Source organism: Bacteroidota bacterium (genome assembly GCA_018831055.1).
Taxonomy (GTDB): domain Bacteria; phylum Bacteroidota; class Bacteroidia; order Bacteroidales; family B18-G4; genus M55B132.
The window spans coordinates 1-25858 of record JAHJRE010000206.1; the positions used below are offsets into that span (position 1 = coordinate 1).

19 protein-coding genes are annotated in these 25858 nt (G+C 42.7%); 16 read left to right on the forward strand and 3 right to left on the reverse strand.

Features of this window, described 5'->3' with window-relative positions; genetic code table 11:
* Positions 1–237: 237 nt before the first annotated feature.
* The 3 genes from KKA81_13575 to KKA81_13585 form a co-directional block, all read right to left on the reverse strand.
* Complete coding sequence (locus KKA81_13575; GenBank protein MBU2651954.1) at positions 238–1098, reverse strand: hydroxymethylglutaryl-CoA lyase; 861 nt, start codon at positions 1096–1098, stop codon at positions 238–240.
* Between the two features lie 193 nt (positions 1099–1291).
* A complete protein-coding gene (locus tag KKA81_13580) occupies positions 1292–4771 on the reverse strand; it encodes a T9SS type A sorting domain-containing protein (GenBank protein ID MBU2651955.1) in 3480 nt (1159 codons plus the stop codon).
* Positions 4772–4969: 198 nt separating this feature from the next.
* On the reverse strand, positions 4970–7639 hold the full coding sequence (locus KKA81_13585) for a T9SS type A sorting domain-containing protein (GenBank protein MBU2651956.1): 2670 nt from the start codon (positions 7637–7639) through the stop codon (positions 4970–4972).
* A 378-nt stretch (positions 7640–8017) separates the two neighbouring features.
* Between KKA81_13585 and ffh the strand changes: the two genes are divergently transcribed.
* From ffh to rplT, 16 genes are all read left to right on the forward strand, one after another.
* Positions 8018–9361, forward strand: coding sequence for a signal recognition particle protein (ffh, locus tag KKA81_13590; GenBank protein MBU2651957.1), 1344 nt, complete (start codon positions 8018–8020; stop codon positions 9359–9361).
* Positions 9362–9373: 12 nt separating this feature from the next.
* Positions 9374–10255, forward strand: a complete 882-nt coding sequence (folD, locus tag KKA81_13595; protein ID MBU2651958.1) for a bifunctional methylenetetrahydrofolate dehydrogenase/methenyltetrahydrofolate cyclohydrolase FolD — start codon at positions 9374–9376, stop codon at positions 10253–10255.
* Positions 10248–11522 (forward strand): hypothetical protein, encoded by a 1275-nt coding sequence (locus KKA81_13600; GenBank protein MBU2651959.1) that lies wholly within the window; start codon positions 10248–10250, stop codon positions 11520–11522. The genes folD and KKA81_13600 overlap by 8 nt, the downstream gene beginning before the upstream one ends.
* A gap of 43 nt (positions 11523–11565) precedes the next feature.
* On the forward strand, positions 11566–12147 hold the full coding sequence (locus tag KKA81_13605) for a 7-carboxy-7-deazaguanine synthase QueE (GenBank protein ID MBU2651960.1): 582 nt from the start codon (positions 11566–11568) through the stop codon (positions 12145–12147).
* Positions 12144–14105 carry an OmpA family protein gene (locus KKA81_13610; GenBank protein MBU2651961.1) on the forward strand — a complete coding sequence of 654 codons (1962 nt, stop codon included), beginning with the start codon at positions 12144–12146 and terminating at the stop codon, positions 14103–14105. The genes KKA81_13605 and KKA81_13610 overlap by 4 nt, the downstream gene beginning before the upstream one ends.
* A gap of 200 nt (positions 14106–14305) precedes the next feature.
* Positions 14306–15697, forward strand: coding sequence for an arginine decarboxylase (locus KKA81_13615; GenBank protein MBU2651962.1), 1392 nt, complete (start codon positions 14306–14308; stop codon positions 15695–15697).
* Between the two features lie 21 nt (positions 15698–15718).
* Positions 15719–16588 (forward strand): agmatinase, encoded by an 870-nt coding sequence (speB, locus tag KKA81_13620; GenBank protein ID MBU2651963.1) that lies wholly within the window; start codon positions 15719–15721, stop codon positions 16586–16588.
* Positions 16589–16607: 19 nt separating this feature from the next.
* The gene (locus KKA81_13625; GenBank protein MBU2651964.1) at positions 16608–17630 is read left to right on the forward strand and encodes a deoxyhypusine synthase; all 1023 of its coding nucleotides are present in this window, start codon (positions 16608–16610) and stop codon (positions 17628–17630) included.
* Between the two features lie 17 nt (positions 17631–17647).
* Positions 17648–18226: a DUF2179 domain-containing protein gene (locus KKA81_13630; GenBank protein MBU2651965.1), complete on the forward strand. Its 579-nt coding sequence runs from the start codon at positions 17648–17650 to the stop codon at positions 18224–18226.
* A gap of 18 nt (positions 18227–18244) precedes the next feature.
* Positions 18245–19276, forward strand: a complete 1032-nt coding sequence (gshB, locus tag KKA81_13635) for a glutathione synthase (protein ID MBU2651966.1) — start codon at positions 18245–18247, stop codon at positions 19274–19276.
* Positions 19269–21275, forward strand: a complete 2007-nt coding sequence (locus KKA81_13640; protein ID MBU2651967.1) for a flavohemoglobin expression-modulating QEGLA motif protein — start codon at positions 19269–19271, stop codon at positions 21273–21275. Before gshB ends, KKA81_13640 begins: the two co-directional genes overlap by 8 nt.
* Positions 21276–21281: 6 nt before the next feature.
* On the forward strand, positions 21282–22583 hold the full coding sequence (locus KKA81_13645; protein MBU2651968.1) for an aminotransferase class I/II-fold pyridoxal phosphate-dependent enzyme: 1302 nt from the start codon (positions 21282–21284) through the stop codon (positions 22581–22583).
* A 60-nt stretch (positions 22584–22643) separates the two neighbouring features.
* Positions 22644–24578 (forward strand): threonine--tRNA ligase, encoded by a 1935-nt coding sequence (thrS, locus tag KKA81_13650; GenBank protein ID MBU2651969.1) that lies wholly within the window; start codon positions 22644–22646, stop codon positions 24576–24578.
* Between the two features lie 34 nt (positions 24579–24612).
* On the forward strand, positions 24613–25176 hold the full coding sequence (gene infC, locus KKA81_13655; GenBank protein MBU2651970.1) for a translation initiation factor IF-3: 564 nt from the start codon (positions 24613–24615) through the stop codon (positions 25174–25176).
* 33 nt (positions 25177–25209) lie between these two features.
* Positions 25210–25404 carry a 50S ribosomal protein L35 gene (rpmI, locus tag KKA81_13660; GenBank protein ID MBU2651971.1) on the forward strand — a complete coding sequence of 65 codons (195 nt, stop codon included), beginning with the start codon at positions 25210–25212 and terminating at the stop codon, positions 25402–25404.
* 74 nt (positions 25405–25478) lie between these two features.
* Positions 25479–25823, forward strand: coding sequence for a 50S ribosomal protein L20 (gene rplT, locus KKA81_13665; protein ID MBU2651972.1), 345 nt, complete (start codon positions 25479–25481; stop codon positions 25821–25823).
* Positions 25824–25858 lie beyond the last annotated feature (35 nt).

Genomic DNA, 25858 nt, shown 5'->3' on the forward strand with positions numbered 1-25858 from the left:
CCCAGTCCCCAGCACCCAGTCCCCAGCACCCAGTCCCCAGTCCCCAGCACCCAGTCCCCAGTCCCCAGCACCCAGTCCCCAGCACCCAGTCCCCAGCAACCTTTTATTTCCCTTTCCCGATACCAAAAAAACAAACCCCGGGAAAAATCCCGGGGTTTGTTTTAAAAGATGGTTTATAGAATTCTGTATGTAAAAATCCGGCTTCTGATCTCCGGATTTCGCTATTCCCCTTATGCATTAAGTATGCACTGATTCCAATAGCTCTGCTGATAGTTCCCTTGCTTTTTTGAGTTCCTTTTTGTTCAATTTGCTTGAAATTCCGTTTTGTTCGAGGAAATCCTGGATGCATGCAGTACTAAGATTTCCTATCATTTCATATCCGGTGAACTGGCAGCCTCCCAAGCCGTTAACGGTGCCGTCGAATACCTTGCAGCCACTAATATAGGCAGCTTCCAGTTTGTCGTACCAGCAGTCTTTCTGTGTATGCATGTGTAGCCCAAATTTAACCAGAGGGAACCCATCTGATAATATTTTGTATACCTCACGTATCTGAGCCGGCTTTGAATGCCCCATGGTATCTGCCAGGGTAATGCGGTGGACTCCCATATTGTCGAGTTCGTAACACTCACGGATCAGCTTGTCAAGCGACCATTCTTCTTCATATGGATTTCCGAATGCCATGGAAAGATAAACAATGGTTTTTTTATCCCGTTTATCTGCCATATTAAGGATTTCGGCTAAAATAGCCCTTGATTTGTCGAGAGATGAATTGAGATTCAACTCAAGAAATTTTCCTGAAAGAGCGTGTGGGTAAGAAATATAGGATATCTCATCATAATGTACGGCTTCCAGGGCACCTCTGACATTACCGACGAGGGCGGCTAAACGTGTGCCATTGCCTTGTAGATTTAGTTTACGAACCACTTCACCACTGTCTTTTAATTGAGGCACAGCTCTGGGTGAAACAAAGCTTCCAAACTCCAGAATGTCAAATCCGACTTTTAATAATGAATTCAGGTATTCGACTTTGGAGGCTGTCGGAATGAATTCCATGATACCCTGCATGGCATCACGGGAAGTTTCCACGATCTGTATCATCTTTCTTGGCTTTTTGATTAACAAGTTTATTTACTTACAAAGGTAACGGAATGTTACGCGAAATGGTGCTAAAAATGCAGGAAATCAACCGTTAAGATTCAATTTTCAGTGTATTATGTCGCCCCCTACGTATTTTCCTCAAATTGTGTATACCAGAATTCTGATGCACTTGTGTGGGGAGCACCGAAGAGGATTATTGGATGATTATTTTACGAGTAGCGATACCCTGCTTAGTGGTTATTTGGACCAGAAAAATTCCTCCGGGTAAATGAGAAGTACTGATCCTTGTGCTCTTTGTTAAATCGTTGCTGTGGTATATAATTTGGCCCACCGGGCTGAATAGTTTTATGAAGAGGATATCTTCTTCCGACCGGATCATCAGATAATCATCAGCAGGATTTGGGAATATGAACAATCCATCATCATTTTTTTCTTCTATCCCAACAGGAACATTCACAGCTAACGTGTCGCTGTAATACGATTCGCAATCCTCATAAGTGGCCGTAACATTAATGTCAAATTCCCCGCCCATCTGTGGAACCCAGTAATAAAAAGTGTCTGTAGTATATTCGAGGAAAGCTTGATCAATGTATACGTTGTAACCCAGTAATTCACGGTTTTGTGAATAATCCGGTGCATGCCATGTAAGCAGGTAGTCGTGCCAGGAAATCTCCTCAGATTCCAAATTGTATGGAGCCGGGCAGAGCCTGTATACCTTAATGTTGTCGATTAACCAGGATGCGATGTTGGCAGAAGATATCCCGCTACAGGAAAACTGTATCTGGAACAGATCAACACCCCATGCACAAGTACTGATGTTATATTTCCGGTGCAACCAGCCGAAACTTCCCTCGGAGTTATCAAAAGTAGTAATGGTATCCCATCCCTCTCCACACCATGCCCTAACGGTCAATTTCTCCTGTCCTGTCGGATTTAAGTCATCCAGTCTGATGTCAAATTCAAACCAGATTTCCCCATCAATGTATGGTTGGTTTACGCCCAGACAATTAATATACCAGGAAGTGAGAGATGTTGAGTAATTAGAAAGTGCAGGTTCGCCTGTGAATTTTGCAGCCGGGGCAGGATTCCCTCCGTTTCCGTCAATAGTCCAGTTGGTATCATGATACCACTCATTCAACTCGAAAGTGCCGGATGCCCAGGGTTCATTAAAGGGTAATACAAAATTTGAGTTGTTATAGAGAAATATTGGGCCATCCATGGCGGATTCCCCGGTGTCGCCAGGTTGGCCATACGGCCCCAAATCGTATAAAGCGCTTACATCATACCTGTACAAACCGGGGATCAATCCGAAATCGAAATATTCTGCTGTGGTATCGCCTGGATTATGTTCTATAAAATCATATTCCTCATTGTCCCGGTGTATATTATACCCCAATAGGTTTGCAGGTACAATTCCGCCCTGTCCGGGATAGTACGGCCATGTAGTCAGTTCAAGCCCAAAGATCCATTCATCCTGTAAGACTCCCCCAATGGTCCAGAAATCTCCTGACATCCAGTGTGTGAACAAGCCACCCGATGGAGCCGACCCAGTTCCAAGGATACTGTAAACATCAATGTTGAAGATTTCCTGACCTGATGTGAGGTCGATCTGCACCAGATTGGCTTCAGCACCATCACTGGTAAATCCCCAGAGGACGGGAGTCCCGAAGGTATGATTGTCGTACGCAAAACCAGTATAATTATTGAAGGTACCTGTTTGAAAGCTTTGCAGCAAATTCCCCTGCTTATCGAATAGCACGATATCTGTGTTCCAGTTATAAGTCCACAACCCATCCTGATCATCATCGTAAGCAATGGCCCGTATGTTGACCGGAGCTATGAATGTCCTGACAAGTGTTGCCGAATTGAAATCCATGACATAGCAGGTATTACCACCGTCACCTCCGTACATCCATCCCTCATCAGGATCATAGGCCAGGTCTTTCAGCCCGCTAACTCCCGGAATGGAAAACCCAAATAGAAAAGTCCCGTCTTCTTCATATTTATTGATCAGATTTCCGGTCGACTGGCTCGTATAAATGAAATTCCCGTCCGTTTCGATTCCGTATTCCGGGCTTACTCCTGTAACCGGATAGAGGAAGCGGACATCCCACATGTCCCTGCTTTTGCTTGTTGTATCCGGTATCCTGGGTGCATCCCACCAGATATGAATGATATCATCCAATGGCTCTCCTTCCAGATTTTCCGGTTTGGCCAGATAGCCGGAAGTGAACTCAACATCAATGGTGTCACTGTTTCCTGTGGTGTATGCTGCATAGATGCCGGCAATATGTTCTGTGCCATAATCCATGTAAGGTAGTTGCACTGATGTCATATTGCCTGATTCGATCATAGTATCATCCAGGAATATAAAGTAGCTCAGAATCTCCCTGCTGCATTCCCTAAGGAAAGGAGGATCCCATGACATTACCGAGATCTGTGTATCAACCGCTACATTCACCGGCGCAAGGTACAACTCATCCATCACCCAGTTGAAAACCGTGTCGCTGAAAACAGGAACATTCAGGACTGAAATACTGTCATACCCGGGTTTATACGCATAAATATCATAATGGCCATGGTAAACCGAATCTTCTGTTGCAGAGCCGTCCGGACCGGTAAACAAAGTGTAATCCGAATTCATGCAGTCCAGAGAATACAGATCAATCCGTACGTTGTTGATGGGATCCCCATTGATCATTTCCATGTTGAAGGTGATCGGGGATGTGGTGTTATTGCCGGTAAGATTGGAAAAGAACCATCCTGAAGAACCGGACGACTGATAAACGATTTGAATTGCATATCTTAAAAATCCGCCGGTTTGTCCGTATAAAATATCAGTGAATTCATTTTCTGTAGTTGATCCTATTACGGTGAGGGTTCCGGTGAGGGGGTCGCAGGATTGCATATCTTCGACCCAGGCAACTGAATAATAAGAAATGCCGGGATCTTCAGAAACAAAGGCACGTATCATCAAATCCTGATAAACATTTAATTGCCAGTCGTTACCCTGTAGTCTGCAATAACCATAATTGTAGGTAGGACCTGAATAATCCACACCAAGAGGAGGGGAGTTGGGTACATTTGATAGCTGGCGCATGGAAAGGTAAAAATTCCCGGCGCTGATCAGTGCATTTAATCCCCAAAACTCAACCCATCCATAATTGTTTACGGTAACTGTAACGGAATCCAGAGCTGTACCGGGCATTTCCCCGGGGCCGTCATCATCATACACGATCATCCTGAAATCAGTGCCAAACCAGTTGCCTGCCGGGAAACTTCCGTCACCGACATAAATCATTCCTCCGCTAACAAGAGTAGGAGAACCTCCTGTATTAAACTTTACCGCATTTTCATTGCCGGCATTAGCCCACACAATAAGCTCTTCTGCAGAGCCGTCGTCAAATTTATATTCCTCATAGCTTCCCGGAATGAAATCCCATTTTATATAACATTGGCCAGATGATGGAGTAGCTGCTACAATTAAAGAGTCTTCGCCGGTTTGAAGAGGAGAGGGGTTAGGGGATAGGGATTGGGGATTAGGGATTAGGGGTTGGGGCTTGGGGATTAGGGATTGGTGGTTAAGGGGTGAGGGGGTGATAATATCCTGGGAAAAATGTAAAAGGGGCGTGACCAACAGTATGACGATAAGAAAGCTTCTGGAATGAAACATTGTCTTTGGTTTTGGGTTTTAAAGGGATTTTTAATATGAGACAAGGTCTGTTATGTTACCGTTGCATTGCAAGGGGGATTTTACCACAATAGTCACAATAGCTCACAATAGATGAATGGAGAAATTCTACTGTGAACTATTGTGACTATTGTGGTGTTTAAATCCACCACGTTTATTCAGGATTACAAAGAAATCCTTTTACCGGATGATCACTTTATGGGTGATATTGCCCTGATTGGTTGAGAGTTTTACCAGGTAAACACCGGTTGCAAAGGATGAGGTGTTGATTTTCAGGATATTTCCTGGTTGTGCCTGGTAAAAGACCTGCTGACCGAAATGGTTATAAATAGTCACTTCGGAGTTACCCGGAGCCGATTCAATGATCAGGTGATCCCTGGCCGGGTTGGGGTAGATCAACACCTGTTCACCGTCAATTTCCTCAACACCCACGTTGGTCCAGTTAACGTTGACCGGGCCGGCTGCTGCGGATTCTCCTTCATCATAAAAAGCAGTGACCTCATAGTCGTAAGAACCATAAGCAGGCAGGAAGTCCTCATATCCTGTATTCAGGGTAATTCCTATGTTTGTTCCGTTACGGTAGATCTTGTAGTATTGAAATGCCCTGCTAGCGGAGGTAGTATGTTGCCATGTTAAAACAACGCGCCCTGTGGCAGGGGTAAGATTGGCCTGCAGGTTAGTGGGAGGAGGAGGCACCCACCCGCCAAGTAAAGCATAAGCCATATTTGCACCAAGATTATCAAGGGATATTCCGTTCCACTGGTATGCCGTATTGCAACCATCAGGTGATGTGTTCCAAAGGAACCAGCAGTCGGGCGTGCCAACGCTGATCCCCTGTACAGAAACCCAGCCATTAGCAAGGTCTACAGGATCCGGTAGGTAATAGCGGTATTCATATGCAGGAAAGTCATCGCCTAAATTATAATTCATCCCGGTTTCAATCCGGTTGATTTCGGCAGTAAATGAAGCAACCTCAGTGCCCGGCAAGCCGGCATTATCTTCATAAAACTTTATTTCAAAGGTCATAGGGTCTTCATTGTTGCAGGTGAACCAACCACTGGAAAATTCGGCATTGATCCCGATAAACGTTATTCCATTGATCAATTCTGTAAGCCCGGTAAAGCAATCATAAACAAGATAATGTTCCGGCGGGCCATAATCGCTGGTGTATCCTCCCCATGAGTCATTTGGACCGTAGGGAATCTGTGTATAAATGGGTTGATCCAACCACCATAGCATTTCATGGTTGGTGCTGTTGGATTCTCCTTCAATATATTGTGCTGTCACGTTAAATCCGTATAATCCGAAATCCGGAAGTGTCAGTGAATAATTGGGAATGGAAGGTGTTGCGGTAACATTGTCCCACAGGTAAACATTAAAATTCTGAAATGCATTTTTTGAATAATGAGTATAAGGATTCTCAACCGGGGCCGGAGCAGGTTCTATAGTATAGTTTTCGTTGCGGCACGTATTGCAGTCAGAATAATCTGTTGAAGTATTAAATCTTTTCAGGAAAAGATCGGGTGGAACGGGATGGAAAGTAAAACCATCTGCAACCGGATCGATGGTGATATATTCGAAAGCGGCGGAACCGCTTCCAATGTTATCATCGTATAATTTCAACCCGATTTTTCCTGATAAGTATGTAGGATCATACCAGGTTCCCTGATAAAAACCATTGAAATAGGCTTCTATGTTTCCACCCGAACGGACTATCCTGACAGTATTGTAACTTCCAATTCCTGAGTTCAGATTGGGACTTGTAGTCCAGTCCTGTATGAAAGTAGCGCTGCCGTTATCATAACGGGCTATGTTATACGATTGATTGTCGCAGTAAACCAGGTGGTATCCATTCAGCCATCCCCCGTTGGGTCCTATTGAAGATGGATCCCCGCAAAAATATATTCCAACATTACAGGAACTTCCTGCAGTTTTTGCGAAATGCACTTCCAGGTCAAACTCATTAAAGGTATAATTATAAAATGAGGAAGCTATTTTGAAATCAGTATTCTCAGCAAGGTATTTACCGTTACTTTCATTCCAATAGCCGGTGACCGGGATCCAGTTTTGTGCATTGCCATCTTCAAAGTCCTCATAAACGCCATTTATAGGGGCATAATACCAGGATAGATCCGTGTTTCCGTTACCAGGATCCACAGTTGCTTCCAGATTGTCGGGAGCCAGATATGTGTCGAAAACCATATCATCAAGCACCAAAAAGTTTCCTGAAAACTGAATGGTAACCTTTGCAATTCGCTCAGCGGAAACCGAAATGACCTGCATGGGGTCTGTGGCTGTAATCTGGGTATAATCTATTATGTTATCTTGTTCATCATAGGCGAACATATCTATTGTTCCTGCTGCTGCACAACCGGCCTTGATTTCCATGTACGATACCGGTGGATTGAAGTAGATGTCTTCCGGTCCCGTTGCCAAACCACCGGACATCAGGTTGCCTCCCGTGTTGAACGCTAAAAAATTGGGTGGAGAATATCCGGTTGCAGGAAAGGTTGAACACTCATCCAGTATTGCTCCTCCGTCAAGCATTGAAGGACCGGCAAAAACAACGCCATAACCTTCGTAATCATATTGAAGGGGGTAAACGCTTCCGAAACTGCATGGTAACCCAAAACTATCATCAAAATTAATTTCTGTCATTACCCGGTTAGGGTTCCGATGAGTCCCGGTTCCTGTGATAAAGGAATTAGGTGAGGGAGAAGCAGCAGGTGTTATCACTTCATTTGTGATTTCACCGGCGATAACATTAAACTGATAATCCTGGGAAACGACAACAGATGTCGCCAACAGAAGGATCAGGCTGGTTAACATTCTTAATTTGAGCTTTTTCATAATCTAATTATTTGGTTTGGTAAATAGTAATTTCAGATATCAGGATTTGGGTTTCCAAAAAAATGACTTATAAAAGTGGGTAGAGTTGAAAATGGAAGCCTGTTTTTGATCATGTCCGGGTCATCGGCTTGGTCTTGAGCAAAGATAATGAAATGAGAAGATAAATACAATACTTTTTATATGAAATGTTTATTAATTTAACATTATATTACAGGTTTCATCGATTTGGCTGCAGGTTGCTGGTTACAAGTTACAACCTCATTACTCAATACCCTCACCCAAACTACCTGCAGCCTGCAACCTGCATCCTGTAACTTTTCGTTAATGCTTCCCGATACTCATATTTTATTAATTTTGCACTCGAAAAAATAGAGGAAAATGTTTGAAGGATTAAGTGAAAAACTGGAACGTTCGTTTCAGATACTAAAAGGCCGTGGACACATCACGGAGATCAATATTGCGGAGACCGTAAAGGATATCCGCCGGGCCTTGATTGATGCCGACGTCAGTTACAAGATAGCCAAGCAGTTTACCGATGATGTCAAGGAAAAGGCCATGGGGCAGAATGTTCTCACAGCCGTTTCGCCCGGACAGCTCATGATAAAAATCGTCAGGGATGAGATGGCTGCTCTTATGGGCGGCGACAAGGTAGATTTAAATCTTAAAGGCAGCCCGGCCGTTATATTGATAGCAGGTCTTCAGGGGTCGGGAAAAACCACATTTTCAGCCAAGCTGGCGAATTATCTGAAGAAAAAGAACAATCGCAATCCCTTACTGGTTGCCGGTGACGTATACAGGCCTGCTGCCATCGAGCAGTTGAAGGTCCTTGGTGGGCAAATCGAGACAGAAGTCTATACGGAAGAAGGGAATACAGATCCTGTGAGCATTGCAAAAAAGTCCATCTCCTATGCAAAAGAGAAGGGATACAATGTGGTGATCGTGGATACGGCAGGGCGCCTTGCGGTTGATGAAGAGATGATGAACGAGATATCATCCATTAAGAAAAACATCAATCCTCATGAAATTCTTTTTGTGGTGGATTCCATGACCGGCCAGGATGCTGTAAACACAGCAAAAGCCTTTAACGAAAGGCTTGATTTTGACGGAGTCGTGCTGACAAAACTCGATGGCGATACCCGCGGTGGTGCTGCTCTTTCCATAAAATCAGTGGTCAATAAACCCATTAAGTTTGTGGGTATTGGAGAAAAAATGGACGCCATTGACATTTTCTATCCTGCCAGGATGGCTGACAGGATATTGGGCATGGGTGATATTGTATCTCTGGTAGAGAAAGCCCAGGAGCAGTTTGACGTTCAGGAAGCACAGCGTCTGCAGAGAAAGCTGGCCAAAAACCAGTTTGATTTCAACGATTTCCTGGGGCAGATCAAGCAAATCAAAAAAATGGGTAATGTCAAGGATCTGATGAGCATGATACCCGGTATGGGCAAGGCTCTTAAAAATCTCGACATCGACGATGATGCTTTCAAAGGGATAGAAGCGATAATATACTCAATGACCCCGGAAGAAAGGAGCAATCCCAAGATACTGAACGGAAGCCGCCGAAAAAGGATTTCGCAGGGCAGCGGGCAGGATATCCAGGAGGTGAACAAACTGATCAAGCAGTTTGATGAGACCAGCAAAATGATGCGTGCCATGACTGGGGGAGGGGGAAAGAATATGATGCGTATGATGAGGAATATGAAGAATATGCCAAAAAATTAATCGTGAGTATTAATGAAAATAATTGACGGAAAAGCTATCGCGGCTGAAATTCGGAATGAGATCAAGAAGGAGGTTGCGGCTATGATCGATGCAGGATTGGAAGCTCCTCACCTTGCCGCCATCCTGATAGGCGATGATCCTGCCAGTCATACATATGTAAACAACAAAGAGAAAGCATGCCGTGAGGTGGGTATTACTTCTTCGGTTTATCGTCAAAGTGATAAAATATCGGAGAAAGAGCTGCTTGATATGGTTGATTTTCTAAACAACGATGATGATATCGACGGCTTTATTGTTCAGTTGCCTTTACCTGCTCATATTCGCGAAGACCGCATTCTGGAGCGTATAAAACCTTCCAAGGATGTCGACGGTTTTCATCCGGTGAATCTGGGAAGGATGATCCAGGGTTTACCTTCTTTTATTTCAGCTACTCCGATGGGAATTGTAGAACTTATAAAACGTGCCGGGATCGAAACGGAAGGTAAACACTGCGTGGTTGCCGGAAGAAGCAATATCGTTGGAACACCTGTTTCTATCCTGCTTTCCCGTAAATCTCAACCGGGTGATTGCACGGTTACTTTATGCCACAGCCGTACGAAAAACCTTGAAAAATTTACTTCTCAAGCCGATATCCTGATAGCTGCAATCGGTAAACCACAATTTTTTACGGGTGAAATGGTAAAAAAGGATGCCGTGGTGATCGATGTTGGTATACATAGAGTTGAATCGGAATCAAGCCCTACAGGGTATAAAATGGTCGGGGATGTGAACTTCGAAGAAGTTTCAAAGAAAGCTTCCTTTATTACCCCGGTTCCGGGCGGAGTAGGGCCTATGACAATAGTATCCCTGTTGATGAATACGCTTAAAGCAGCCAGAAAGGAGATCTATGGATAGCAGGGGAGCCGGCCATAATATTCTGATTGTCATTATTCTCTTCGGTATAATGATTGTTTATACCCTGCCTGTAATGGGTCAGATTTATGGCTGCACCGATCCTCAGGCCACTAATTACGACCCTGCCGCTTCTTTAAACGATGGTTCCTGTTTATATGATCCCACTTCATTGGATACTCCTGTTTTCATGTCTTTGCCCGGTCTTGTCAATGAGACTTCAGGATTAATATTCTGGAATGAAGGTTTATGGACACATAACGACTCCGGCGGGGATGCAGCTATTTACAAAATTGATACTGCAACGGGTGAAATCATTCAATGGGTTTTTATTGATAATGCGGATAATACCGATTGGGAAGATATTGATCAGGATGAGTATAATATTTATATAGGCGATTTTGGAAATAATTCCGGCAGCCGTCAGGATCTGCATATTCTTGTTATTTCGAAGGAGGATATTTTAACATCGTTAACGGACACGATATATGTTAATGCGAATGTAATCTGGTTTTCTTTTGCCGACCAGCAGGTTTTTACTCCTAATCACAACAATCATAATTACGACTGCGAAGCAATGATTTCGGTAGGGGATAGTCTCTATCTCTTCTCGAAGAACTGGTTAAACAAGTATTCCAGGATATACAGGGTTCCCAAAATACCAGGTACATATCAGGCAGAGGTACTTGATAGTCTTAATGCCGGATGCCTGGTAACTGGCGCTTCCTGCTATCCTGAGACCGGGTTTATTGCTCTCACAGGATATAGCACTTTTATCCCAATGTTTTGGATGTTATGGGATTACCAGGGGACAGATTTTCTTTCCGGCAATAAACGATTAATTACAATGCCATACATCCTGGGAGCCCAGACTGAGGGGGCTTGCGTGATCAGTCAGGATGGAATTCTAATTTCAGCGGAGGCAAGCCAGTTTTTTAATCAACAGGTTTATTATGCTGAATATGGGCAGTATACTGGCAATTATACCGGCAATGTTGAGTCGGCAATAAAGGATATTGACATTCAGATTACTCCGAATCCTGTCAACAACAGGATTATAATAGAAATTCCCGATGCCCGGGGTTTTGAACCGGAAGTAAGCATCCTTAATCAGGTAGGATCCCCTTGTGATGTATTATACAGTATTTTTACCAAGACCGGGAACGGATACAGAATTATTGTGGATGCAGATCAGTTAAAGGATGGGTTTTATGCCGTTAAAGTAGGATGTGGTCCCATAGTTAAAACAGGCAAGCTTATCAAGAATTAAAACCATATCAATGGATATTGCTTCAGGAAAGTACCTGCCGGTGATGGAAGAGTTTTACAGTCTTCAGGGAGAGGGATTTCATACCGGAAAAGCGGCATATTTTATAAGGATAGGCGGCTGTGATGTTGGTTGTCATTGGTGCGATGTAAAAGAAGCCTGGGATGCTTCTCTATGGGCTCCAAAATCCGTGGAAGATGTTGTTTGTCAAGCTATGCAATTCAAAGCCAGGTCGGTGGTAGTCACCGGAGGTGAGCCATTGATGTACAATCTTGATTTTCTGTGTGCTAAGTTTAAAGAGAAGGGATTTGAGATTTTCCTGGAAACATCCGGGGCATATCCGTTATCGGGACAATTTGACTGGGTGTGTCTTTCGCCAAAGCGAAATCATCCTCCGGAAGAAAGCATTTTTCCTATAGCAAACGAATTAAAGGTGATTGTTGAGAATGAGAAGGATTTTTTATGGGCTGAGATGCATGCAGAAAAGGTAGGGGATGCTTGCCTCCTATTACTTCAACCCGAATGGAGCCGTTCGAAACAAATGATGCCTGTTATCGTTGATTATATTCTGGATCATCCCCAATGGAGAATATCACTTCAAAGTCACAAATACATGCATATTCCATGATGCTAATACGTCATATTTCATCTTTAGGAATGGGGCTATGTCTTATTCTTAGTTTGAGCCTGACATTGCCCGTTTTTTCACAGGATTTTGAAGAGCAGGATTACACCAAATCGAAAAAAGCATGGTCTTTCATGGAGAAAGCCAGAAAGGCCTTTGAAGAGAAGCAGTTGAACGATGCGCTGGGTTTTGCTTTAAAGTCTATCAGAGAAGATTCCAATTTCGTTTTACCCTATATTATTTCAGCTGATATTCACTCTGATTTACAGGAATGGGATGCAGCGGTAAAATATTACAGGAAGGCTGTTTCTATAGATCCTGATTTTGATCCTTTTATTTGGTTCGTATACGCTAATGCCGAGTTTAACCGGGAGGAATACAGAAAAGCCAGGCAATTGTATGAAGTTTACCTGGAGAACGCAGAACTTGATCCTATACAGGATGCAAGGGTAAGAAAGTTGATGAATACCTGTCTTTTCCGGGCCCGATCGCTTGAAAACCCCTTTGATATCTCTCCTTTGCGGTTGGGAGGCGGGATCAATACCGATGCTGATGAATATGTTAATACTGTAGGGACAGACCAGCGTGAACTGATCTTTACCCGCAAGGAAACCGATTCTCTGAGATCTGGATTATTCAGGGAAAGGGTTTTTATTTCCGTTAAGGAAGATAGTTTATGGATGAAAGCGGCAGAGATGGACGTTTTTCTGAATGAATTCGGGAACATTGGTGCAGCAACTTTTTCTCCCGACGGGCAATATTTGTTTTTCACCGGGTGCAATGCTCCGGGTGGATATGGGAGTTGTGACCTTTATTATACACGAAGAAGGGGAAGGGGTTGGACATTGCCTGCCAATCTCGGTCCTGTTGTTAACACATCCACATGGGAATCCCAGCCATGCTTGTCGTCTGATGGACGAACTTTGTATTTTGCCAGTCGCAGGCCAGGGGGCAAAGGCAGTTCTGACATCTGGACATCCAGCCTTCAATCTGACGGAAGCTGGAGCCGCCCTGTCAATATGGGAGATCTGGTTAACTCACAGGATGCCGAAATGGCCCCGTTTATCCATCAGGATGGCAAAACACTTTATTTCTCATCGAAAGGGCATACGGGTATGGGCGGATATGACCTTTTTGTTTGCAGGAAAGATGAAAATGACATATGGTCGGCACCCCGGAACCTGGGTTATCCGATAAATTCAGGATCGGATGAAATCAACCTGATTGTCAGTGCTGATGGGCAAACCGGTTATATAAGTTCCGGCAATTATGGCGAAACAGGTAGATATGATATCTTTAGGATAGATATTCCGGAAGAATTCCGGCCACTTCCGGTTACTTATCTGCAAGGATTGGTTTACGACGCGAAAACCATGGATAAACTGGAAGCATCTTTTGAATTGATTGCACTGAATTCGGGGAAGGTTATCGTCCGCTCCGTCTCAAATCCGTTAACCGGGGAATTCCTCCTTTGTTTGCCTTCTGACCGGGAATATGCCCTTAATGTCAGTAAACCGGAATATCTTTTTTACTCCGATCATTTCAACTTAAACCGAATGATGCAAAACCAGGGAGAGCCTTTCCGTATTGATGTGCCACTGATGCCCATTGAACCGGGAAGTAAAGTCATCCTGAAAAATATTTTCTTTGACCATGATAATTATCAGTTAAAAGAAGAATCATATACCGAACTGGAAAAATTACTGGACTTTTTGAGGCAAAATCCTGAAATCAGGATTGAAATCGGAGGACATACAGATAATACCGGAAGCTTTGAATACAATAAATCGTTGTCTGAAAACCGTGCCAGGGCTGTTTATCTATACCTGATTGAAAAGGGGATTAATGATAATCGACTGAATTACATGGGTTATTCTTACAGCAATCCGGTTGCATCAAATGATACCGAAGAAGGAAGAGCCCTGAACCGGCGAACAGAGTTTATAATCCTTGATTATTAGGGGTTGATAGGACTTTTCCGGTAATCCATCCTTAATATAAGATTTCCTTACACCTGGAACCTGCGTAAAACTCTGATAATCTGTCTTCAGTGAATCAATACAGGGAAATAAATCCGCATCAGATAAAAAGTAGATGATTTCATCATATTCTTTGATAATTCCGTTATTTTTGCCTACCTTTATTTGAGTTATTTAATACGATGAAAAACAAGTACATTGACCTGATCGGGCAGACTTTTGATTTTCCGCAGGAAGAATTCCACGTGGAGGATAATGAACTTTATTTCCATGACATACCGCTGATGGATATCATTAAGCAGTATGGCACACCGCTGAAAATAACTTATCTTCCCAAGATCTCTGAACAGATACAAAAGGCAAAAAGGTGGTTTAATGTGGCTATGGCCAAGGCCGATTACGAAGGTGAATATCATTACAGTTATTGCACCAAGAGTTCTCACTTCTCCTTTGTATTGGAAGAAGTATTGAAGAATGAAGCCAATATTGAGACATCCTCAGCTTTTGATATCCATATCATTCAGGAACTTTTTCAAACCGGAAAAATAACCAAGGAAAAATTCATTATCTGCAATGGCTTTAAAAGGCCACAGTACCGTGAGAACATAGTTGAACTCATCAATTCCGATTTTGTGAATACTATCCCTATTCTTGATAATATGCAGGAGATTGAGACATATAAACAGGGAATCAAGAAAAAGACAAAACTTGGGATTCGTATTGCCTCAGAGGAGGAGCCTAAATTTGATTTTTACACTTCCCGTTTGGGTATCCGATACAACGATATTGTGCCTTTTTATATTCGTGAAATCAAGGATAATCCACTCTTTGAGCTAAAAATGCTTCATTTTTTCATCAATACAGGAATAAAGGATACTGCGTACTACTGGAATGAGCTTAGTAAGAGTGTGAATGTTTACTGCGAATTGAAAAAGATTTGTCCTGAACTCGATTCCCTGAATATAGGCGGTGGTTTCCCGATTAAGAATTCACTTTCGTTTGACTATGATTATGAATATATGACGGAGGAGATCATTGCTCAGATAAAAAATATCTGCGACCGGAACGGGGTGAAGGAACCGGATATTTTTACAGAGTTTGGCTCTTTCACGGTAGGCGAAGCCGGTGCAGTACTGTACTCGATTGTAGATCAGAAGCGCCAGAACGACCGTGAGGTCTGGAACATGATCGACAGTTCATTCATGACCACGCTTCCGGATACATGGGCTATGAGTCAGCGCTTCATTTTACTTGCCGTAAATCATTGGGATAAAGAGTATGAGAGAATTTTTCTAGGAGGACTTACATGCGACAGTATGGATTACTATAACGCGGAAGCTCATGCGAACGCGATATTTCTACCCAAACTTGGCCATGAGGAACCATTGTATATTGGTTTCTTTCATACCGGAGCCTACCAGGAATCCATCGGTGGGTATGGCGGAATACAACATTGCCTGATTCCTGCACCCAAACATATCATTATTGATGTTGATGACGAAGGAGAATATAGTACCAAGCTATTTGCCAAAGAACAAACATACAAGCCCATGCTGAAAATCCTTGGATTTTAATAAAACATAGGAGACCAGATCATGAGAAAAATTCATTACGGGGGAATACCAAAAGAATTCAGGAGCCCGGAAACGGCATCGGTGGTCATTCTGCCGGTTCCTTACGATGGCACCAGTACCTGGGTAAAGGGTGCGGATAAAGGACCTGAAGCTATCCTTGAAGCCTCGGAAAATATGGAGCTGTATGACATTGACCTGGATGCGGAAAATTTTCGCGTTGGGATTTATACGGATGACTACATAACAGAAGATGCCACTCCCAAAAAGATGAGTCAGGCAGTGTTCAGGAAAGTAAAAAAATGGCTCGATCAGGGCAAATTCATTGTTACTATTGGTGGAGAACATTCGGTAAGTATTGGAGCTATCCAGGCATGCCACGAGCATTATCCTGATTTACAGGTGCTTCAGATCGATGCCCATACGGATCTCCGGCCGGAATATGAAGGAAGCAAATACAACCATGCCTGTGTAATGGCACGTGTAAGGGAATGGTGTCCTTTTGTCCAGGTAGGCATAAGAAGCATGGATATTATTGAAAAACAATTTGTTCCGGAAGGAAAGGTTTTTTATGCCTCCGGAATCAGAAATGGCCGTTATGGGGATTGGATATCAGAAGTAACTGAAAAGCTGGGAGGAAAGGTTTATGTCACGATAGACCTGGATGGCCTGGATCCGTCAATATTGCCATCAACCGGAACTCCGGAGCCTTCCGGACTACTTTATCATGAAGTCGTCAACCTTATCCGGGCTGTGAATGAAAAACATGAAATCATTGGATTTGATGTAGTGGAACTATGTCCAAATCCGAATGAAAAATCATCAAATTTTTTAGCATCCAAGTTATTATACCAAATCATCGGCTTTGTCTTTAAAAAGAATGGGAAATTATAAATAACCAAAAAATAAAATCATGAACAAGAAAGATGTTTTAAAGGATACGATCAAACATATCGATATTAAATCGTTCGACAGCACACCCATCATCAACGCAATGCGTGACATGTCGTTTACGTCGCGGGAAGTTGCTTCAGCTACCGATATATACATGCGTATGCTGAACGATCCTGATTGTTCGGTGATCCTGACCATGGCAGGTAGTACCAGTGCAGGCGGATGTATGCAGGTTTATGTTGATATGGTTAAAAGCAATATGATTGATGCCGTTGTGGCAACCGGTGCATCCATCGTCGACATGGACTTCCTGGAAGCCCTTGGATATAAGCATTATAAAGGGACTCCCTATGCTGACGACAAGGTATTGCGGGATCTGTATATCGACAGAATTTACGATACCTACATCGATGAAGAAGAATTGCAGGCATGCGATATGACAATCAAGGAAATTGCCGATACCCTTGAACGCAGGCCCTGGTCATCCCGCGAATTTATTGCCAGGATGGGCGAATATCTTGTAAAAAACTCAAAAAAGAAGGATTCACTTATACAGGTTTGCTATGAGCATGGTGTTCCGATATTCTGTCCGGCCTTTTCCGATAGCAGTGCCGGATTTGGGCTGGTAAAACACCAATGGGAAAATCCAGATAAGCATGTATCCATTGACTCTGTGAAAGACTTCCTGGAACTTACGATGATAAAGATGGAAGCCAATACAACCGGGTTGTTTATGATCGGCGGTGGTGTTCCGAAGAATTTTACTCAGGATACGGTAATATGTGCAGAGATCCTGGGTAAAGATGTGCCTATGCACAAATATGCTATCCAGATAACCGTAGCGGATGTCCGCGATGGTGCTTGTTCCAGTTCGACGCTCAGGGAAGCAGCTTCCTGGGGAAAGGTAGACACGGTTTATGAGCAAATGGTTTATGCAGAAGCTACCTCGGTTCTTCCGCTCATAGCCAGCTATCTTTATCATAACGCGGATTGGAAAAACCGTGAGCCCAGAAATTTTTCGAACATATTCAGGAAGAAATAGAATAAAAACACCTCATTATGAGTGTCGAGTTATTTTCCTGGGTAGTTCTTCCCCTGATCATTTTCGTTGCAAGGATATTTGACCAGACTGTTGGAACCATACGATTGATCTTTGCTGCCAAAGGTTTTAAGTCTATTGTTCCGGTTCTGGGTTTTTTTGAAGTGCTGATATGGATTGTTGTAGTGGCCCAGGTGATGCAGCATCTTGACAATGTCCTTTGTTATATTGCATATGCCGGAGGATTTGCCATGGGTAATTACATCGGTATGATTGTGGAAGAAAGGCTATCTCTCGGTACGGTACTGATCAGGGTGATACCGAAAAAAGATACGACAGAGCTGATAGGATACCTGCGTTCCAATAATTACGGTGTAACGGCAGTAGATGTGGAAGGCAGATCGGGGAAAATTAAAATGCTGTTTTCTATAATCAAAAGAAAACAGGCACGTGAAGTGATAGATATCATTAACCGGTATAATCCCAATGCTTTTTATACGATCGAAGAAATCAGGGCCGTGAAGGATGGTTATTTCAAGCCATTGTCGAGTGCCTCAGTTTTCAGTCTTCTGAATCCGTTTCACCGTTCGGGAAAATAATAAAAATAACCAGATCTTATGAATATATTATTTATTATGGATCCATGGCATGAGGTGGATCCGGAAACAGATTCAACACTGCGTCTTGTTCATGAGGCAGCTATACGAGGTCACATAGTTGCCATTGTTTATCCGAACAACCTAACTATCCGGGATAGTATTACCAGTGGGTTTTGCAGGGTGATCAGAAAAAGTTCACCGGTTTCGAAAAACATTTCACTTTTTCATAAAAGGGTTGAATTCAGAGAAGAAATGTTTCCACTTGCTGGATTTGATGTGATCTTCATAAGAACAAATCCCCCGATTGATAACATCATGCTTAACTTTCTCGATTCAGTTAAAAATGATACCTTTATCGTTAACAATATCGAAGGGTTACGCGAAGCAAATAATAAGCTATACACGGCTGTTTTTCATGATCCCGACAATGAGATCATTCCAGGAACGTATGTTTCGAAAAATAAAGAGTATCTTAAACGGATTATTTCAGAATCGCCAAATCAAAGAATGATATTAAAGCCATTGAATGGATTTGGTGGGAGCGGCGTTATTGTTATTGAAAAGAATGCCATGCAGAATATCAATTCTTTACTTGACTTTTATATTGGAGGGAATGAGAGGCCATCAAATTACGTAATACTCCAGGAATATGTTGAGGGAGCTGAAAATGGTGATGTCAGAATCCTAATGCTCAATGGAGAACCTATTGGGGCCATGAGAAGGATCCCATCAAATGACGATGTACGTTCTAATGTTCATGCAGGTGGCAGCGTTGCCAAACATACTCTTACCAGGAAAGAAAAGCTGCTGTGCAAGAAAATAGGTCCAAAACTTGTCGCGGATGGCCTGTATTTTGTCGGACTGGATGTGATTAGTGGAAAACTTATAGAAGTTAATGTTTGCAGCCCGGGAGGAATTACCCGTATAAACCGGCTTAATAAGGTAAAAATTCAGCAATTAGTGCTTGATTTTGTTGAAGGTGTCGCACGTGAGAAATTCATGGTAGCCAGCAGGAAAAGTGAACTTCGTAAAACAGTGTTTAATGACTGATCCAGTTCTGTCAAGGGAGGAAATCCTTAGAAATATTGAGATTGGGCAATGCTTTGAGGCTTATACACCCGATAGGTCATTATACATTAAGCTGGAGAAAATTGAACCTTATGCGTGTTTTGCTATTCATCACGGACATCAGTTGCGTCCCTCACTGCGTCGCTTGATCGCTCTGAATGATCATGAACGGAAATATGAAGAAGACCCTTTGACCGGTGATCTTATATCCTCCTTCCCGATGGTGGTTATTGCTCAGGATTCGAGATATGAGTATGATCTGAACAGGGATGAAGCCGGGTGTATTTATGATGTGGCCTGGGGAAAGACAGTATGGAGGTCTCCTGTTTCGGATGAAGAGCGGGAAATATCGCTCAATAAACACCGTTTTTTTTTCCGTTTGGTAGATGCTCTCTTGGCTCTGATGAAAAATCGATATGGAAATGCCTTGATCTATGATATTCATTCTTATAATTACCAGCGATATAATGAAGAATATCCGGTTTTTAATCTGGGCACGGGGAGTATCAATAGAAAACGTTTCTCTGGAAGCATAAGAAACTGGCTTACTGAACTTTCCAGGATAGAATTGCCGAATCTTGAAACTTCTGTCGGAGAAAATACCCTATTCAAAGGAAATGGTTATTTCTTAAAATATGTTACGAAGAGTTTTCCGGATGCCCTTGTCTTTGCGACGGAAATAAAGAAAGTTTACATGGATGAAGCCAGTGGTGAAGTTTTTCCGATGGTCATGGAAGCATTGAAGAACGGCTTGAAAACTGCTATAATCAATAATGTAAGCTATTATATCAGAAATAACACAAAGTTGAAAAGTATTTCTCCGGGAAAGCTGTTATCCGATGAAATCCGGCCGGAGTTGAAAACCTTAGATCAGGAATTATTTCGTCTGGTGAAAAATTTTGAAATATTGAATTTTGTAAATCCTGTCAATATAGAACAGGAAAAGAAAAAGTTCTTCAAATCTGGCTACCGTTATGAACCTTCATTCCGGTATTCACAACTGGCAGTGGACCCGTTTTCCTTCAGAAGAAAGCTTTATGAACTTCCTGTTGATCGTATTCAGGATGTGAGCCTGCAAAAGCTTTACAAGGATGTAATCAATTCGTATGCCGATAAAGTTGATATCATCAATTCTATCGGCACCGAAAGGTTCCTCTATAATACTCTTCGCTATTATGGGGAACCGGACCATACAGATATTGAGAATGCTGAATATGTTTTGGCTTTACCCAATTTTTCATCAAATGAAGATGAGGGGGATTTAGTATTTAATTCTTCTGAAGCGGCTGAGTTTTTCAGAGAGAAAATGAAGGCATACGGTTTTCAGTGCAAAATAGAATTATCCTCGAAAATCATAGCCAGAGCAATTGTAATAAATCATAAGCAACTGCTGATAATTAAAAAAGATGCTTTGTTTTCACGGCAAACCCTTGAAGCACTTTTTCATCATGAAATTGGAGTTCATATGCTCACAACTATGAATTCACTTGAACAACCTTTAAGGATATTAAATATTGGATTTCCACTAAATGATCTAACTCAGGAAGGACTGGCTATTCTTAGCGAATATTTTTCAGGAAACATTGACCTGAGGAGAATGAAAGAATTGGCGATCAGGGTGAAAGCAACGAAATTTATGGTAAAAGGGTATTCGTTTTCCAAAGTTTTCAGGTTGGTCACGGAAGAATATAAGCTTGAACATGATCATGCTTTTTATCTGACATCACGAATATTCAGAGGGGGAGGGTTTACGAAGGATTATCTTTATCTGAAGGGGTTCCGTGATCTGTTTCGCTATCAATTGGCAGACAATGATTTAAGCCCATTGCTTATCGGAAAGGTCTCGCTTCCGTATGTGGATGTTATAAAGGAGATGATTGATCGTGGCATAATGAGGGGGCCAAAGTATCAGACATTGTCTTTTAAGAATCCTGAAACTCTTGATCCTATTTTACAGTATATTATATCAGGAATCAAATAATCTATCATGTCCAGAGTAAGAATCAACAAACCCTATGTCAATTTGAATTTAAATGTCAGGGGGTTACCGACTTCTGCCACTTTGGCTATCAATGAGAAATGTAATGAACTGATTGCACGTGGAAGGAAGATTTATAAATTAGGGCTAGGCCAGTCTCCTTTCCCTGTTCCGGAAACAGTGGTGGAAGCGCTCAGGAGGAATGCGCATCAGAAGGATTATCTTCCGGTCAGGGGTTTGAAAGCATTACGTGAGTCGGTGGCGGAATACAATCATAGAGTACATAAGTTTCACACCTTTCCGGAAGATGTGATGGTTGGTCCGGGATCCAAGGAGCTAATATTTATTATGCAGCTCGTGTATTACGGTGATCTTATCATTCCCACACCGAGTTGGGTCTCTTATTCTCCACAAGCCAGGATCATAGGCCGCAATGTGCATTGGGTCCCCACGAATAAGGAAAATGACTATCGCTTAAGTCCGGAAAAGCTGGAAATGATCTGCCGGACGGATCCCGACCGGCCCAGGATAGTGATACTGAATTACCCATCCAATCCGACGGGGAGCACTTACCCATTGGAAAGACTAAAATTACTTGCCAAAGTAGCCCGTGAATATCGGGTGGTGCTTATCTCTGATGAGATTTACGGTATGATACATCATCAGGGGCAGCATATTTCCATTGCACGCTTTTATCCTGAAGGAACCATTGTAAGCAGTGGTTTGAGCAAATGGTGCGGGGCAGGAGGATGGAGGCTGGGGACCTTTTCATTTCCATCCAATCTTCATTGGTTACGGGATGCCATGGCTACCGTTGCCAGTGAAACATTCACAGCTACTTCGGCCCCCATTCAATATGCTGCCGTAGAAGCTTTTCGGGGCGGTCCTGAAATAGACCATTATCTCATGCATAGCCGGAAGGTTTTACGTTTCCTGGCAAAATGCATTAGTGAAAAGCTTGATGAGATGCATGTGACCTATCCTACTCCAAAGGGTGCATTTTACTTTTTTCCTGATTTTGATTTTTACCGTGAAAAGCTGGAAAGAAAAGGAATCTATACATCTGTTGAGTTTTGCAATTCATTGCTGGAAGAAACAGGGATAGCTATGCTGCCTGGTAGCGATTTCGGGCGGCAACCCGAAGAACTCACGGCACGATTTGCCTATGTGGATTTTAATGGGAGGGAAGCTCTATACGCTTCTATGAATGAATACGGAGAACAGAGCCTGGATAAGCAGTTTCTGATGCAACATTGTGGTAACATGGCGGAGGCTATTGATTTGTTAGGGGACTGGCTGAATAAACTTTGATTTTGTCGGCAAGCCGGAAATCCATATCTTTGCACCCAATTTTTGAAAGAAAATATTAATATGATCAATATATCATTACCCGATAATACTGTAAGGCAATTTAATAAAGGCGTTACAGCCATGGATATCGCGATGGATATCAGCGAAGGTCTGGCACGTAATGTCCTTTCCTCTAAAGTAAATAATGAGGTATGGGATGCTAACCGCCCCATCATGGCAGACTCTGCTGTAAAGCTTCTCACCTGGAATGACAAGGAAGGTAAAGCGACCATGTGGCATTCATCGGCACATCTGATGGCGGAAGCTATTGAGCAGCTTTACCCCGGAGCGAAATTTGGGATTGGTCCGGATATTGAAAATGGTTTCTATTACGATGTGGATCTGGGTGAACGTCAGCTTGGGGAAGCCGACCTAAAGGCCATTGAAGACAGGATGCTGGAACTTGCCCGTGAAAAGCAGACATTTAGGCGCCGGGAGGTATCCAAAAAAGATGCCCTTGAATACTTTGGTAAAAAAGGTGATGAATACAAGCTGGAGCTGATTTCCGAGTTGCAGGATGGCGAGATTACCTTTTATGAGTCAGGAACATTTACGGATCTTTGCCGTGGCCCACATCTGCCGGATACAGCTCAGATCAAGGCTGTTAAGCTTTTGAATATTGCGGGGGCTTACTGGAGAGGAGACGAAAAGAGAAAGATGCTGACCCGCATCTATGGGATCACTTTTCCGAAGCAAAAGGAATTGAGCGAATACCTCGTGATGCTGGAAGAAGCAAAAAAGAGGGATCATCGTAAACTGGGCAAGGAACTGGATATTTTTGCCTTTTCCGATGCTGTTGGTTCCGGATTGCCTTTATGGTTACCCAAAGGAGCCGATTTACGTGAAAGACTGGAAACATTTCTGAAGAAAATCCAGAAAAAAGCAGGGTATCAGCAGGTTATCAGTCCTCACATTGGAAAATCGGAGCTTTACAAGACCTCGGGACATTATCAGAAATATGCCGAAGACAGTTTCCGCCCGATCAAAACACCGATCGAAGGGGAGGAGTTTTTCCTGAAACCCATGAACTGTCCTCATCACTGCGAAATATACAAAGCAAGGCCCCGCTCTTACCGGGATCTGCCCTTGAGATTTGCGGAATTTGGCACTGTTTACCGCTATGAACAAAGCGGCGAATTACATGGTCTCACGCGTGTGCGGGGATTTACCCAGGACGACGCCCACATTTTTTGCATGCCTGATCAGCTGAAAGACGAATTCAAAGGAGTGATGGACATTGTAATGACCATTTTTAAAGCCTTGGATTTTAATGAATTCACCACACAGATTTCGTTGAGAGATCCGAACAACCGGGAAAAATATATCGGATCGGATGAGAACTGGGAAAAGGCAGAAAAGGTTATCCTTGAAGTTGCTGAAGAGCGCGGGCTGAAAGCTGTTGTTGAATTGGGGGAAGCCGCTTTTTATGGGCCTAAAATGGATTTTATGGTTAAAGATGCTTTGGGAAGGCAGTGGCAATTAGGTACCATACAAGTTGATTATAATTTACCGGAACGATTTGATCTGGAATATACGGGAGCCGACAACGAAAAACACCGTCCGATTATGATACACCGGGCGCCTTTTGGGTCGATGGAGCGTTTTGTGGCTGTGTTGCTCGAGCATTGTGCGGGTAGGTTTCCTCTTTGGTTAACGCCGGATCAGGCCATCATTCTGCCTATCAGTGAGAAGTATCATATTTATGCAAAAAAAGTTTTAAATTTGCTAAATAATTACGAAATTCGCGCCCTCGTTGACGAGCGCAGTGAAAAAACAGGCCGGAAAATCCGCGATGCAGAGATGCAGAAAATCCCATATATGCTGATTGTCGGGGAAAAGGAAGAGAATGACGGAACGGTTTCTGTTCGTAAACAGGGACAGGGAGACCTGGGCTCATTCAGTATAAATGATTTTGCAGAGATGGTGAATAACGAGATCAGGGATGCCATTGAATAAGGCAAAGTATTAACAAAATTTAGGAGGATTAATTATAGCAGCACAATTCAGAAGGGAAAACTCAGGCGATTTTAGAAAGGGTTTTCGCAAGCCGGACGATCAACACAGGATCAATCAGTATATTAAAGCCCCGGTTGTCAGGGTAGTTGGTGAGAATATTGAAACCGGGATCTATAACATTAAGGATGCCCTGAATCTGGCTTTTGAACAGGGGCTTGATCTTGTGGAGATTTCCCCGACAGCTAATCCACCGGTATGCAGAGTGGTTGATTATAAAAAGTTTCTTTACGAAAAAAAGAAAAAACAAAAAGAAATCAAGGCGAAAACTGCTAAAATTGTCATAAAAGAGATCCGACTGGGTCCGAATATTGATGACCATGATTTTAATTTCAAGCTGAAGCATGCCATCAAATTTTTGCAGGAAGGAGCTAAAGTAAAGGTGGACGTGTTTTTTAAAGGCCGAACCATCATTTACAAAGAAAAAGGAGAATTTGTACTGCTGAAATTTGCACAGGAGTTGGAAGAATACGGGAAGGTGGAAAGATTGCCGCAATTGGAAGGAAAACGAATGATCATGATCATCGCCCCGAAAAAATAGAAATGAATAAATAACATCTTAATAATCACTATAATGCCTAAAATGAAAACAAAATCCGGAGCAAAAAAACGGTTTTCGCTAACCGGCACCGGAAAGATCAAAAGGAAGCATGCGTACAAAAGCCACATCCTGACGAAGAAAACCAAGAAGCAGAAGAGAAACCTGACTTACAAGGCTATCGTTGATCCTACGGATGAAGCAAGAGTACGTGAGATGATCCTTAAATAAAATGAATGTGTAACTTACTATAAGCCGTAAAGTGATTGTTTTGCAATCCGCTTAAGTAATAAAATGAAAGAAAAATGCCAAGATCAGTAAATTCAGTTGCCTCAAGGCAACGCAGGAAAAAAGTCCTTAACAGGGTTAAAGGACAGTTCGGCAGCAGGAAGAATGTCTGGACTGTCGCGAAAAACGCCGATGAAAGAGGTTTACAATATGCATACAGAGACAGAAGGACCAAGAAGAGGAACTTCAGGGCTTTGTGGATACAGCGTATCAATGCAGCCGTAAGGGAATTTGACATGTCATATTCCGTTTTCATGGGGAAGCTTCATAAAAACGATATTCAAATCAGCAGGAAGGTACTTGCCGACCTGGCCATGAATAATCCTGAAGCGTTTAAAGCCATTGTGGAAAAAGTAAAATAAATATATAAGGATACAAAAAAAAGCGCAGGAAACCC

Coding starts and splice junctions, on each gene's coding strand:
- KKA81_13575 (MBU2651954.1), bottom strand. CDS start 1,098: ATGATACAGATCGTGGAAACTTCCCGTGATGCCATGCAGGGTATCATG.
- KKA81_13580 (MBU2651955.1), bottom strand. CDS start 4,771: ATGTTTCATTCCAGAAGCTTTCTTATCGTCATACTGTTGGTCACGCCC.
- KKA81_13585 (MBU2651956.1), bottom strand. CDS start 7,639: ATGAAAAAGCTCAAATTAAGAATGTTAACCAGCCTGATCCTTCTGTTG.
- ffh (MBU2651957.1), top strand. CDS start 8,018: ATGTTTGAAGGATTAAGTGAAAAACTGGAACGTTCGTTTCAGATACTA.
- folD (MBU2651958.1), top strand. CDS start 9,374: ATGAAAATAATTGACGGAAAAGCTATCGCGGCTGAAATTCGGAATGAG.
- KKA81_13600 (MBU2651959.1), top strand. CDS start 10,248: ATGGATAGCAGGGGAGCCGGCCATAATATTCTGATTGTCATTATTCTC.
- KKA81_13605 (MBU2651960.1), top strand. CDS start 11,566: ATGGAAGAGTTTTACAGTCTTCAGGGAGAGGGATTTCATACCGGAAAA.
- KKA81_13610 (MBU2651961.1), top strand. CDS start 12,144: ATGATGCTAATACGTCATATTTCATCTTTAGGAATGGGGCTATGTCTT.
- KKA81_13615 (MBU2651962.1), top strand. CDS start 14,306: ATGAAAAACAAGTACATTGACCTGATCGGGCAGACTTTTGATTTTCCG.
- speB (MBU2651963.1), top strand. CDS start 15,719: ATGAGAAAAATTCATTACGGGGGAATACCAAAAGAATTCAGGAGCCCG.
- KKA81_13625 (MBU2651964.1), top strand. CDS start 16,608: ATGAACAAGAAAGATGTTTTAAAGGATACGATCAAACATATCGATATT.
- KKA81_13630 (MBU2651965.1), top strand. CDS start 17,648: ATGAGTGTCGAGTTATTTTCCTGGGTAGTTCTTCCCCTGATCATTTTC.
- gshB (MBU2651966.1), top strand. CDS start 18,245: ATGAATATATTATTTATTATGGATCCATGGCATGAGGTGGATCCGGAA.
- KKA81_13640 (MBU2651967.1), top strand. CDS start 19,269: ATGACTGATCCAGTTCTGTCAAGGGAGGAAATCCTTAGAAATATTGAG.
- KKA81_13645 (MBU2651968.1), top strand. CDS start 21,282: ATGTCCAGAGTAAGAATCAACAAACCCTATGTCAATTTGAATTTAAAT.
- thrS (MBU2651969.1), top strand. CDS start 22,644: ATGATCAATATATCATTACCCGATAATACTGTAAGGCAATTTAATAAA.
- rpmI (MBU2651971.1), top strand. CDS start 25,210: ATGCCTAAAATGAAAACAAAATCCGGAGCAAAAAAACGGTTTTCGCTA.
- rplT (MBU2651972.1), top strand. CDS start 25,479: ATGCCAAGATCAGTAAATTCAGTTGCCTCAAGGCAACGCAGGAAAAAA.